Origin of the sequence: Paenibacillus ihumii (assembly GCF_001403875.1) — a bacterium.
GTDB classification, from domain to species: Bacteria; Bacillota; Bacilli; order Paenibacillales; family Paenibacillaceae; genus Fontibacillus; species Fontibacillus ihumii.
In genome coordinates, this window is the sequence record NZ_LN884292.1 from 69,857 (window position 1) to 82,646 (window position 12,790).

General features: G+C 50.4%; 14 protein-coding genes. 13 read left to right on the forward strand and 1 reads right to left on the reverse strand.

Annotation, left to right across the window (positions count from 1 at the left end; all coding sequences use genetic code 11):
- The first annotated feature begins 183 nt into the window (after positions 1 to 183).
- Together cymR and BN2762_RS26690 are read left to right on the forward strand one after the other, a co-directional pair.
- Positions 184 to 603, forward strand: coding sequence for a cysteine metabolism transcriptional regulator CymR (gene cymR, locus BN2762_RS00770; protein ID WP_055105159.1), 420 nt, complete (start codon positions 184 to 186; stop codon positions 601 to 603).
- A gap of 800 nt (positions 604 to 1,403) precedes the next feature.
- Entirely contained in the window at positions 1,404 to 1,601 is a 198-nt protein-coding gene (locus BN2762_RS26690) for a hypothetical protein (protein WP_148499841.1), read from the forward strand.
- Between the two features lie 732 nt (positions 1,602 to 2,333).
- On the opposite strand, the gene BN2762_RS00775 is transcribed toward BN2762_RS26690, so the two are convergent.
- The gene (locus BN2762_RS00775) at positions 2,334 to 2,573 is read right to left on the reverse strand and encodes a hypothetical protein (RefSeq protein ID WP_230202391.1); all 240 of its coding nucleotides are present in this window, start codon (positions 2,571 to 2,573) and stop codon (positions 2,334 to 2,336) included.
- Positions 2,574 to 2,791: 218 nt separating this feature from the next.
- Between BN2762_RS00775 and BN2762_RS00780 the strand changes: the two genes are divergently transcribed.
- The 11 genes from BN2762_RS00780 to BN2762_RS00830 all read left to right on the forward strand — a co-directional run bounded on the left by BN2762_RS00780 (position 2,792) and on the right by BN2762_RS00830 (position 12,778).
- The gene (locus BN2762_RS00780; RefSeq protein ID WP_055105160.1) at positions 2,792 to 3,949 is read left to right on the forward strand and encodes a cysteine desulfurase family protein; all 1,158 of its coding nucleotides are present in this window, start codon (positions 2,792 to 2,794) and stop codon (positions 3,947 to 3,949) included.
- Between the two features lie 91 nt (positions 3,950 to 4,040).
- Positions 4,041 to 4,562 (forward strand): PRC-barrel domain-containing protein, encoded by a 522-nt coding sequence (locus BN2762_RS00785; RefSeq protein WP_055105161.1) that lies wholly within the window; start codon positions 4,041 to 4,043, stop codon positions 4,560 to 4,562.
- Between the two features lie 11 nt (positions 4,563 to 4,573).
- On the forward strand, positions 4,574 to 4,783 hold the full coding sequence (locus tag BN2762_RS00790) for a hypothetical protein (protein WP_055105162.1): 210 nt from the start codon (positions 4,574 to 4,576) through the stop codon (positions 4,781 to 4,783).
- A gap of 347 nt (positions 4,784 to 5,130) precedes the next feature.
- A complete protein-coding gene (locus BN2762_RS00795; RefSeq protein ID WP_055105163.1) occupies positions 5,131 to 6,198 on the forward strand; it encodes an AI-2E family transporter in 1,068 nt (355 codons plus the stop codon).
- 433 nt (positions 6,199 to 6,631) lie between these two features.
- Positions 6,632 to 9,256 carry an alanine--tRNA ligase gene (gene alaS / locus BN2762_RS00800; protein ID WP_055105164.1) on the forward strand — a complete coding sequence of 875 codons (2,625 nt, stop codon included), beginning with the start codon at positions 6,632 to 6,634 and terminating at the stop codon, positions 9,254 to 9,256.
- Between the two features lie 130 nt (positions 9,257 to 9,386).
- A complete protein-coding gene (locus BN2762_RS00805) occupies positions 9,387 to 9,647 on the forward strand; it encodes an IreB family regulatory phosphoprotein (protein WP_055105165.1) in 261 nt (86 codons plus the stop codon).
- A gap of 9 nt (positions 9,648 to 9,656) precedes the next feature.
- Positions 9,657 to 10,073, forward strand: coding sequence for a Holliday junction resolvase RuvX (gene ruvX / locus BN2762_RS00810; protein ID WP_055105166.1), 417 nt, complete (start codon positions 9,657 to 9,659; stop codon positions 10,071 to 10,073).
- Positions 10,074 to 10,085: 12 nt separating this feature from the next.
- Positions 10,086 to 10,394: a DUF1292 domain-containing protein gene (locus BN2762_RS00815; protein WP_055105167.1), complete on the forward strand. Its 309-nt coding sequence runs from the start codon at positions 10,086 to 10,088 to the stop codon at positions 10,392 to 10,394.
- Position 10,395: 1 nt separating this feature from the next.
- Positions 10,396 to 10,695: a DUF1292 domain-containing protein gene (locus BN2762_RS00820; protein ID WP_055105168.1), complete on the forward strand. Its 300-nt coding sequence runs from the start codon at positions 10,396 to 10,398 to the stop codon at positions 10,693 to 10,695.
- Positions 10,696 to 10,771: 76 nt separating this feature from the next.
- Positions 10,772 to 11,824, forward strand: coding sequence for an endolytic transglycosylase MltG (mltG, locus tag BN2762_RS00825; RefSeq protein ID WP_187386456.1), 1,053 nt, complete (start codon positions 10,772 to 10,774; stop codon positions 11,822 to 11,824).
- A 15-nt stretch (positions 11,825 to 11,839) separates the two neighbouring features.
- Complete coding sequence (locus BN2762_RS00830; protein WP_055105169.1) at positions 11,840 to 12,778, forward strand: peptidase U32 family protein; 939 nt, start codon at positions 11,840 to 11,842, stop codon at positions 12,776 to 12,778.
- The last annotated feature ends 12 nt before the right edge of the window (positions 12,779 to 12,790 follow it).

Sequence of the window (12,790 nt, forward strand, 5' to 3'; positions counted from 1 at the left end):
AGCAGGGCTGTTTTATTTTCCAAAAGACACGGGATGTGTTACGATAAACATAGGTTAATGATAGGAATAGGGAGTTATTACGCTGACGTGCCCTTCCGGTACGGACAAAGTTCCCTGTCATAACTTTATTGATCAAAGTTCAATTATATAAAGATTACTCGAAAATTGAAAGAGGTGGCTTCTTTGAAGATTTCCACAAAAGGACGCTATGGCTTAACAATCATGATGGAGCTCGCTGCAAAGTTCGGTGAAGGACCTACTTCCTTGAAGAGCATCGCCGAGAAGAACCAGCTGTCCGAGCATTATTTGGAGCAATTGATCGCCCCTTTGCGGAACGCCGGGCTTGTAAAGAGCGTACGCGGTGCTTACGGGGGTTATATATTGGCACGTGCAGCCGAGGATATTACGGCAGGTGATATCATCCGCGTGCTGGAGGGACCGATTTCGCCGGTGGACTTTACGGAGGAGGACGATCCGGCCAAACGGGATTTGTGGCTGCGCATCCGCGACAGCATCGCCGAGGTGCTGGATTCGACGACGCTGGAGAATCTGATCAACTTCGAAGAGCAAGGCGCGAATTCCAACTATATGTTCTACATCTGATATTTCATGCATACATTGCATACATGAAATAAAGACTCCCAAGGGGAGTCCGAAATTGGTTTGTATTCCAAGGGGCTGTCCCAGAAGTCATCATAGATGGCTAGGGTCGCCCCTTTTTTGGAAAGTGATCCGCTTTCTGCAGAATCCATTTGGCGGTATCCATTTCTCCCTCGCCTGCATCCCATTCTTTAGCTCATTTTATGTAGGCTGTCGAACTTGAACACTAAAACCCCGTTCTTTGGCTTATGCTAGGTACGTTATTAAACTCGACCACTAAATCTCACTCTTTGGCCTATGCTGTGTTAGTTGTTGAACCCACCATAATACCCCATTTTTTGACTTATGTTATGAAGCTGTCGAACTCGATCGTTAACTGGAATTCATGTATCTAATGATGCTCTAAACGAATGGTTCAGTGGATTAGATGGATTTCATGCACCTAAAATCAAAAATCCCGCCCATGATGAACAGTTTTCCTTTTTCTAACGACATGGAATCCATTTAAATCTGCTTTCCTTTCTTTGCTGCAGAAATTAACTACTATAAATCCATTTAGAACGAGAATTCGCCGCGATTCATGCTCGGAATAAAGGGGGGCTGAGAGCATGTTTGGTCACACTGACTATAGACCTCCCTTCCCGCCTGCAGTAATATAAGCAGCACTTGAGATTCTCGGCGAGCGTAATAGCTACAGCAAAACTGAGCCAAACGCCACATTCATGCGGAGGATCAAGTAAGGCCACATGTGAAACGATTAGCTCAAACCGGGATATAACGTACAAATTGGAACTGGGAACCAATTGATTGTCGAATATAGCATTTCACCAACGCCCGACCGACATGTGAATTTTGAAGCCGCACTTGGAGAAAGCAGAAGCGCAGTTGGCCGATTACATGGCAAAATCATTGCCGACGCCGGATGCTGGAACGAGCAAGATTACGCCTACCTAGAAGGTGAAGCATTGAAAACCACCGTCAAATACAACATCAATCACTAAGAGAAAACAAAAGCTTGGAAAAAGGACAGACATAAGCAAGCCAGTCAACTGGGAGTATGATGAAGCTGAGGATACATGGCCTGTGCAGCGGGGCAGAAGCTGACTTTCACTCGGGAGGGCAAGGAGAAGACCGAGAGCGGATATGAGGTTAGGAAGCGGCACTACAGAAAAGAAGTACATCTTGCGCAGAACGCCCGCGTAAAGCTTCATGGATCAAAGTCAGCGGAAACCGGGAAATCTAAAGCAATATGACTTATCTACCCTACAAAAAGCAGGCCAGGGACGAGTTCCAATGACTGACTAGCATTTCTAATTGACAATACTGTCTCTATCGACAGCAGACCAGTAAAGAGGGCTGCGCTCTGGCGCGCTCGGTTCAGCTCATGCATGGATCAGAGAGTGTGTTGTGCTAGGTAAAAAATAACCGGGGATCCGGGGGGGCGAGGTTTCGGAGGTTCGGGAGGTCGGCGCTTCCTGCTTCGAGTTACGTAAGTAAGCCTTAGGTTGGGTGGCTTTCTTCTGCCCCCAATCTTCTGGAAGTAAGGGGGACTAGGCCAACATAGTCAAATAGCCAGCCAGAACAAACTCCTGGCCTATAAAGTAAAATAGCCGGCCTGGAATAAACCATCCTGGCCGACTATTTCTCAAAAAAACGAGAAGCGATTCCTTAAGTAATTTAAACTGCCTACCTTTTGGGATAGCACCTTTTGTCCGTGCCGAGGGGGCACTTCTTTACTTTATCCAATAAGAGCCGTCGCGCTTCGTTTGCGTTTTTTGCGGCCGAGGCTTTTCTATTTTATCAATAGGGATGATGCGGGTGACGTGCACGATCTCCTCCAGCAGAACCCAAAACGAGCCTTCTACGGTGCGTAGCTGCACTTTCTTCGGGTCTGCGCTCCATTTAGGCAAACCTCGCATTGTCTCACCGGAATCCAGTTGTATGACGACCTCTTGCTCCAGCGTAACTGCCATCTTTAGTTCGTGCATCATTCTCACGCTCCTTCGTTGTATACTTTTATCATCGGTATAATCGTTTGGAAATTAAAGAGAAAATTGAAGATAAAAGATACTTATTGCTGGACACGTGGTTGGCACGGCGTTATGATGGGAATGTTTCCGGGGAATAATGCAATAATACGCATGAAATTCAGGTTGCTTGCACAACCTTTCAAAGATAGGTGATCGTTATAATGAGAAAAATTTATTTGGACCATGCCGCTTCCACTCCGCTGCACCCAGAGGTGGCAGAGGCTATGATTTCTGTCATGACCGAGAAATTCGGGAACGCATCCAGCGTGCATTCCTTTGGAAGGGAAGCGAAGCGTGTACTAAACGGCGCAAGGGATCGTCTGGCGGCTTCCCTCGGCTGCAAGCCGGAGGAGCTGGTATTTACAGGCGGGGGTACGGAGAGCGATAATCTGGCATTATTCGGTACGGTGCAAGCCCAGAAATCACGCGGCAAGCATATCGTGACGACAGCCATCGAGCATCATGCCGTACTGCACTCCTGCGAAAAGCTGGAGAAAGAGGGCTTTGAAGTGACGTATCTTCCAGTCGACCGAACCGGCCGCGTTCATCCGGAGCAGGTCGCTGAGGCGCTGCGTCCGGATACCGTGCTGGTCAGCGTTATGTATGGCAATAATGAAGTCGGCACCCTGCAGCCGATCGTAGAAATCGGGGAAATGCTCCGCGCCAGCAGCAGGGATATCGTATTCCATGTCGATGCGGTTCAGGCACTGGGCGCCGTTCCGATCGATTGCAAGGAGCTTCCCATTGATCTTATTAGTTTTTCCTCGCATAAAATTAACGGGCCGCAAGGCGTGGGAGCGCTGTACATTCGCAAGCAACGCATGGTCGAGCCCATTCTTTACGGCGGCCTGCAGGAGAAGAAGAGACGGGCCGGCACAGAGAATATGGCCGGGATCGTCGGCTTTGCCAAGGCTGCGGAGCTGGCTGCTGCCGGCTTGTCCGCAAGACGCGAGCATGATTTGAAGCTGCGGTCGGTGCTGCTTGGCCATTTGGAGCGCACCGTCGGCCGCGGCCATTTCCATGTCAACGGAAATGAGGAGTTTTATTTGCCGCATATCGTAAATATCAGCTTCCCGGAAATGCAGACGGAGACGATGCTGATGAATCTGGATATGGAAGGCATAGCGGTAGCGAGCGGCTCTGCTTGCACCTCGGGATCGCTTGAGCCTTCCCACGTTCTCGAAGCCATGAATCTTCCGCAAAATCTTTTGCGCTCGGCGATTCGATTCAGCTTTGGCTTGGGTAATACTAGTGAAGAAATGGAGTACACCGCCGAAAAAGTTGGAACCATCCTATCCCGTCTTCGTAAAAAATTATAATGGGCTATGCTTTCAGAATGTTCGAAAGGAGGATGGGTTCACTTTTTTACCAAAAGCTGCTATCAAGCCCAGCGAGGAGGGACCTGAACTCATGAGACTGCAGGATATGATAGGCTTGTCCGTCTTTGATGTGGAAGGCGGCAAGCAGGTCGGAAAAGTCCTCGATGTTGTGTTGAATGAAGATTGGACCATCTCAGGGATTGTTCTGGAGGGCAAGGCTATGTTCTCCTCGAATTGCAAAGTCGTTCCCTGGGAAGATATCGTCGCTTACGGCGAGGATGCCGTCATGATTCGCAATCAACAGGCTGTCCATAGATGGGGAGCCGAGAATATACAGCTTACCTTCGTTTCGGGTAACGGCAAATTGAAGGAACTTCCCGTGCTCACGGAAGACGGGACGATGATTGGATACGTTGCGGATGTTTATTTTGACCAAGATTTGGGAAATACAATTACTGGTATCGAAATTAGTGATGGATTCATCTCCGATCTAATGGAGGGGCGTAAAATCCTGCCTCTTATACCAGGGATGACGAAAGGGGAAAATGCGATCATGGTCCCCCCGAACAGTGAGCAATGGCTGGAGAAGACCATGAATTCTATCAATGGATAGGTGATAATTGAATGAAATGTCCAAATTGCAGCTCCAAGGATATCGGGAAGATAGGTTCCCACCAATTTTATTGCTGGGGATGCTTTATTGAATTGACGGTAAATGGAGAGAAAATGTCTGTATATCAGGTGGAGGAAGACGGGACGCTCAGCTCCTTGGATGATTTGTTCTTCGGAGAGGATTTGGCTCAGGATATCTCGCAAATGCAAGCATCAACCTAATATGGTCGGCCTACATATAGAGTAATCGCTATATTTGGCCGGAGAACCCTTCTCCATGTGGAGAAGGGTTTTATTGTTCCCACAAGCTTCTTCTTACGCATGGTTTTCAGGACCAAGCACGCCAACTAGAAGCAGATTTGTTGTTTTACAGGCTTCTTTTTTGCGTCGCGCCGCAGCTCCTGGCGAGAGTGTTAGCTATATTCAGTCGCTTGGTTGATCGCCAGGCTTGGCTTCACAAACAGCTTATCTCATTCTATGATGCTGCTTGAGGAAAAATGTACGATTATTTTTTTCGCAGCAGGCACATACTGACCTATAGCCAGTCCGCCGCCAAGGAGGGATCGAGCGTGGAACCGATTCACAACAATAAACTGTTCCGCAATGGAATATGGCTGCTGCTCTGCCTCGTCATCCTCTATTTCCTGTGGCTTCTCCGCCCGATGTTATTCCATGTTTACGGGTTTCTGAAGGCGGTGCTAGCTCCTTTCGTCATAGCGATGATCATTTCCTATATCCTTAATCCGGTCGTACGGATGCTGGGGGGACGCAAGGTGCCAAGAACGATGGCCGTACTGCTGATCTACGCCGTGTTCCTGACCTGTCTGTCGGTGATCCTGATCAATATGATCCCCATGTTCATCGAGCAGCTTGAGGAGCTGGGCGAGCATTTGCCCGAGTTGACTTTACATACCCAGCAGATGATCAACCGCTGGGACAGCAGTCTCCTTCCCGGCAGCATCCGGATGGGAATGAACAATTGGTTCTTCCAATTCGAGCACCGGCTGGCTAACGCGATTTCGAAGTTCCTGGACAATATCGGAACGACGATCGGGGTAGTGTTTAATGCGTTTATCATTCCATTCCTGATCTTCTATATATTGAAGGATTTCGAGTCCTTTGAACGGTTGATCCTGCATTATTTGCCCCGTTCCCGCCGGAAATCCATCGTGGCTTTATTAAAAGATATCGATGAAGCGCTCGGCAATTATGTACGCGGGCAGCTGCTCGTGTGCGTCATTATCGGGGTACTCGCCTATTTGGGATATATGATCATCGGCATGCCGTTTGCACTGCTGTTTGCCGGAGTCGTCGCGGTATGCAATATCATCCCGTATCTCGGACCCTTCTTGGGGGCGGCCCCTGCTCTTATTATGGCTACCACGATTTCATGGCGCATGGTCCTGCTGGTTGCTCTGGTCAACACAATATGCCAATTCATCGAGAGCAATATTATCTCTCCTCAGGTCGTAGGCCGATCGCTGCAGCTGCATCCCATGCTGATTATATTCGCCCTTCTCGTCGGCGGCGAAATCGCGGGAGTAGCGGGCCTGATATTGGCGGTTCCTTTATTTGCCGTGGCAAAAGTGATTATCCAGCATTTTTACACGTACTATGTCCGCCGCAAAACGGTCTAATTCGCATTGACAGCGGGAAATCCGCCTTATATACTTATTAGTGATTTATGAAAATAATGTTTTATGCAAAAATGGATTAATGTAAATCGTTGACGAAATGAAGTACGTTCATGTTCAATGTTCCAGAGAAGGAGTTCCTTCGCGAGGCTGCGGCTGATAATTAAGTCCTGCTCATAACGCGTTGGCTGAAAGAACCCGATCATTGGCCGGACGGAAAGCTGATTTCAGAGAGCGAAGCAAATTCGCCGGGTGGTTCCCGTTAGAGAACCTTTCGAGGCGATCGTTTCTTTCGGAGCAGGGCACAATTCCGGGAATACGATAACCAGGGTGGTACCGCGAGTCAATCGTCCCTGATATCCAGGGGCGTTTTTTCTTTTTTTCAGATTCTCTCGCCATGCTATATGAATATGATTTATTAGGAGGAGCAGAAGCTATGAAATCAAGTGAAATTCGTTCCAAATGGCTGGAGTTCTTCGCCAGCAAAGGACATAAAATTGAACCGAGCGCGTCGCTCGTGCCCCATAACGATCCATCCCTATTGTGGATCAATGCTGGAATGGCCCCGCTCAAACCGTATTTTGACGGACGGGTGAAGCCGGAAAATCCGCGCATGGCAAATTCGCAGAAATGTATCCGCACCAATGACATCGAAAACGTTGGGAAGACGCGGCGGCATCATACGTTTTTTGAGATGCTGGGAAATTTCTCGATCGGTGACTATTTCAAGGAGGAAGCCATTACCTGGGCTTGGGAGTTCCTGACGGGCAAAGAATGGATCGGATTCGATCCCGAGCGTCTGTCCGTGACGGTCTATCCGGAGGACGAGGAGGCTTACAAGCTGTGGAATGAGAAAATCGGCCTGCCCGCCGAGCGGATCATCAAGCTGGAGGACAACTTTTGGGATATCGGCGAAGGCCCGTGCGGTCCTTGTACGGAAATTTTCTATGACCGCGGTGACGTTTACGGCGATTTGTCCGATCCGGACTGCACGCCGGGCGGTGAGAACGAGCGGTTCCTGGAGGTATGGAACCTTGTCTTCTCGCAGTTCAATCACAATAAAGACGGCAGCTACACGCCGCTGCCGAACAAGAATATTGATACCGGCGCAGGGCTGGAGCGGTTCGCTTCCATTCTGCAGAACGTCAACTCCAATTTCGACACGGATCTGTTCATGCCGATCATCGATCATACGGCGAAAATTTCCGGAATCTCGTACGGTGCCAGCGAAGATAGCGATATCGCCATGAAGGTGATCGCCGACCATATCCGCACGGTTGCTTTTGCCGTGGCCGATGGCGTTCTGCCATCCAATGAGGGCCGCGGATATGTTATTCGCCGCCTGCTCCGCCGGGCTGTCCGCTACGGCAAGACGCTCGGGCTTGATAAGCCGTTCATGTACAACCTCGTGAAGACGGTTGGCGACATTATGGGCAGCTATTACGAAGATGTCGTTGCAAAGCGGGAATTCATCGAGAAGGTTATTCGCACGGAGGAGGAACGGTTCCATGAAACGCTCAGCGACGGGCTGACGATTCTCTCCGAGATTAGCGAGCAGGCCAAGGCACAGGGGCGTACGGCGATCAGCGGGGCGGATGCCTTCAAGCTGTATGACACGTATGGCTTCCCGCTTGATCTGACCGAGGACTTTGCGGCGGAGCACGGACTAAGCGTCGATCGCGAGGGCTTCGAGTCTGAAATGCAAGGGCAGCGGGAGCGTGCCCGGGCAGCGAGCCATAAAGGCGGCAGTATGTCCGTACAGGGCGGGGTATTGGCCGATTTCACGACTAAAACAGATTTCGTTGGATATAATGAGCTAGAAACGTCCACCAGCATTTTGGCGATCATTGCGAATGATGCGTTCGTCGACGTGCTGTCTGCTGGAGAGAGCGGCCAGGTCATCCTGGAGTCGACTCCATTCTATGCGGAGAGCGGCGGGCAAGTCAGCGACAAAGGGGCTATTCTTAGCGAGTCGGGCACCGCCGAAGTAAGTGGATTGTTTAAGGCGCCGCGCGGACAGCATGTGCATCAAGTGACCGTGAATTCGGGCGAGCTGCGTGTCGGTGTGACTGTAACGGCTCAGGTCGACCGCAAGCTGCGCAGTGAAATCCTGAAGAACCACACTGCTACACACCTGCTCCACAAAGCGCTTAAAGAGGTGCTCGGCGAGCATGTCAATCAGGCGGGCTCTCTGGTTGAGCCGCAGCGGCTGCGCTTCGACTTCTCCCATTTGGGCAGCATTTCCCCTGAGGAGCTGGCGGAGATAGAGCGCAAGGTGAATGAGCAAATCTGGAACGCGTTGGATGTTGTGATCGAATACAAGCCGATCGACGAAGCCAAGGCGATGGGCGCAATGGCCCTGTTTGGCGAGAAATATGGAGATATTGTCCGCGTCGTTCAGGTAGGCGATTACAGCCTGGAGCTGTGCGGAGGCTGCCATGTGAACAATACGGCGGAGATCGGATTGTTCAAGCTGATCAGCGAGAGCGGCATCGGTTCGGGTGTGCGCCGCATTGAGGCCGTGACCGGCCGTGGAGCATATTTATACATGGATGGCCAGCTTGAGCTGCTTAAGCAATCCGCAGCGCTGTTGAAATCTAATGTGAACGAAGTGCCGAAGCGGATCGAAGGACTGCATCAGCAGCTGAGGGATCTTGGGCGCGAGAATGAGTCGCTGCAAAGCAAGCTGAGTGCGATTGAAGCAGGCGAGCTGACGAGCCGCATTGTCGAGGTTGGAGGAGCCAAGCTTCTTGCAGCACGAGTAGAAGCGGCAAGCATGGATATGCTAAGAACCTTGGCGGACGAATTGAAGGTTAAAGTGCCTGACGCAGTCCTAGTGCTTGGCGCAGCTATGGACGATAAAGTGAATTTTGTAGTAGCCGTACCCCAGGAGCAGGTCAAGCGCGGCATTCATGCCGGCAAGCTGGTCAAGGAAGTTGCCGCTGTATGCGGCGGGGGCGGAGGAGGCCGTCCGGATATGGCTCAGGCCGGCGGCAAGGATGTCTCCAAGCTGGAGGATGCATTGAAGCTTGCTGAAGAGTGGATGGCGGCTCAAGGCTAAATCATGTAATATTCGTTGCCGTAACCGAAAATTTCCTTAAAGAACCTACAATATGATATAGTAAGAGTAGACTAAGAGGAAACCAGACTGCGATCAAGAAGACGTATGTCTTAAGAAGCGAGGTGTCATCATGGACTACATGGATAAAACCGTTAAGTTTAATGTCAAGGGTGATGAGCAGGAGGCGTCTGCGCAGGAAATTCTTCTTACGGTATATGAAGCGTTACAGGACAAGGAATATAATCCAATCAACCAGATTGTCGGATACCTGCTGTCGGGAGATCCGGCATATATACCGCGCCATAACAATGCAAGAAGCCTGGTGCGCAAGAAGGAACGAGATGAACTGATTGAAGAACTGGTGAGATTTTATATGTCCAGTCACCGTTAGGAGCATGGCATGAAGATTATGGGTCTGGATTACGGGGATCGAAGAATAGGCGTAGCGGTTAGCGATGTCTTCGGATGGACTGCCCAAGGCGTCGAAGTGATCGAGCGCCGGCGGGAAGGCGACGAATACGGGCGGATTGCTGAGCTGGCCAGTCAGCATGAGATCGAAGAAATCGTGGTCGGTCTGCCGAAGAACATGAACGGCTCGGTCGGTCCTCGTGGTGAAATATGCAAAGCCTTTGCGGAAGAGCTTCGGAGCAGGATCGATTTGCCTGTCCACCTGTGGGATGAGCGGCTGACCACCGTCTCGGCCCAGCGGACGCTGATTGAAGCGGATGTCAGCAGGAAGAAGCGCAAAGGCATTGTGGATAAGATGGCCGCGGTTTTGATTTTGCAAAACTATTTGGACTCTAAGAGTAAAAAGTGAGGGTGATCGCATATGTCTAAGGATCGTATCGGCAATGAAGAAGAACCGGAAATTATTTATATCCCTGACGATGAGGGCAATGAGGAAGAGTTCGAAGTCATCATGAAGTTCGAGGTTGACGGTTCGGATGCGAAGTATATGATGGTCGTTCCTGTAGAATCGGATGAGGACCAGGAGGCCGAAGAGGTATACGCATTTCGTTACGAGGAAGACGGCGATGACCTGAAGCTGTACACGATTGAGAACGACGAGGAATGGGAAATCGTCGAGGAGACATTCAATACGCTGATCGATGAGTTCGACGGGGAGGATCAGGATTAATATGGATTATTCCGCCGAAGCAGTAGTCTGGACCTCTCGTGTACAGGACGCATTCGGTTCTGTTGTCGAGCTTGAAGATGAGCAGGGGCGCATCTCCCATTATACGGTGGAGAAGGAATTCGATATTGCAGGAAGCTCATATGCTGTTCTTCGCGCTGAAGGCGGAGGAGAGAGCGATGAGCCGGAAATCTTCAAAATTATCAGCAGTGCAGACGGAGCTCTGGAACTGGTCACGATCGATGATGATGATGAATGGGAGAATGTTTCCGAACTGTATGATGAATTAACTTTCCCGGAATAGCGTGTACGAGTCATTTTTATAGATTGGTCTGAGAAGGGCGGATTCCGCCCTTTTTGGCTGTAAAGGAGCTGATAGATTGAAGAGGATTTGGAAGGGACTGCTGTCCTTATTACTATTAATGATAATAGGCGCTGGTGCGCTCGCCGCGTATGGTTATATGGAAATGCAGCCTGTGAAGGGGGCTGGGCAGCCTGTCCAGCTTACGATTTCACCGGGAACAGGGACGGCTTCTATTGCGAAGCTCCTGGAGGACCAAGGCCTGATTAAAAATTCTTTCATGTTCAAGTCCTATTTAAAGTGGAAATCCCAGGGCAGCCGATTCCAGGCTGGAGTGTACGAAATGCAACCGGGCTTGACGTATGACGAGATCATTCAAAAGCTGAACAGCGGCGATGTAGTCAAAGCTGAGATGATTCGTTTTACGATCCCCGAGGGCTACACCGTCAAGCAAATGGCGGATAGGCTCGCCGAGGCGGGATATGTGGACCCGGAAGTGTTTCTGGATTTGGCGAAGGAGGCCGAGGGGATCGAAGGGGCCGTTCTCGCCTATGTTCCAGCGCCAGCGGAGCTGAATTACCGGCTGGAGGGGTATCTGTTCCCGGAAACCTATGAATTGGAGAAAGGGAGCACGGAGGCAGATATCATTGCCCGGATGCTGCAGGAAACGGAGAAGCGCATCAAGAGCATTCCCGATTTTGAGCGTAAGCTGGAGGCCCGGGGACTTGATTTCAACCAGCTGATGACAGTGGCCTCCCTGGTAGAGCGCGAGGTTGTAGCGGATAGCGAGCGGGCCCTGGTCGCCGGGGTGATTTATAACCGGATTGCCAAGGACATGAAGCTGGAAATCGATGCAACGGTTCAATATTTGCTTGATAAGCCGAAGGAACGGCTGTTATACAAGGATTTGCAGAGCGTGGACAGCCCTTATAATACCTATATGTACAAAGGATTGCCCCCCGGGCCGATTGCGGCCCCCAGCTTGAAATCAATCGAGGCGGCGCTGGAGCCGGAGGCATCGGATTACTTATTCTATGTTACCAAGAAAGACGGAAGCGGCGAGCACTTATTCGCCAAAACGTATGCGGAGCATTTGCAGAATATCAAAAAAAGTAAGGCTACAGCCAAATAACCGAGGTGTATGATAATGGGAAACAAACCGGAGCTTCTTGTCCCGGCTGGTTCTTTAAACGAGCTGGATAGCTATCTGGAAGCGGGAGCTGGCGCTGCGTTAATCGGGGAAGAGAAATACGGCATGAGGCTGCCCGGCAGCTGTAACGCTGGTGAAATCGCCGAAGCCGTGAAGCGGGCTCACGCTCGCGGCGCCAAAATTTACGTTAGCGTAACGAATATTATCAGCAATGAGCTGCTGAAGGAGCTGCCGCTCTATTTGCAGCAGCTGGAGCAGGCCGGGGTAGACGGCATACAGTTCGGGGATCCGGCGGTTCTGCAGGCAGTTCGTTCGATGAATCTGAAATTAAAGCTGCACTGGAATGCGGAGATGACGTCGACCAACTATGCAACGGCAAATTACTGGGGCAGCAAAGGCGCCTCCCGGGTTGTATTAGCCCGCGAGTTGAACATGGATGAAATTACGGAGATGCAGCCTTATTTGAAGCTGGAGTCCGAGGTGCAGGTTCACGGCATGACGAATATTTATCACTCTAAGCGGCGCCTGGTGGACAGTTATTTGAAGCATCAAGGAAGAGCGCTTGAGCATGCCAAGGATGAATTGGGAAGGGAACGGGGATTATTCCTTGTTGAGGCGGAGCGCCCCGGCGAGAAATTCCCGATTTATGAGGATTCGAATGGCACGCATATTATGAGCTCCGATGATATTTGCATCTTAGAGGATCTGCATCATCTGATGGCAGCGGGCGTGCACAGCTTCAAAATCGAGACTTTGCTTAAGGATGTCAGCTACAACACAACAGTTATCCGTATTTATCGTCAGGCGATCGACAGCTATTTCAGTAATCCGGACGGCTATGAATTCAATGAAGAGTGGCTAGATGAAATACGGGCAGTACAGGATCCTGACCGCGAGCTGTCCTTCGGCTTTTTCTATAAAGAGCAGGTATATTAATAAATCAAAATA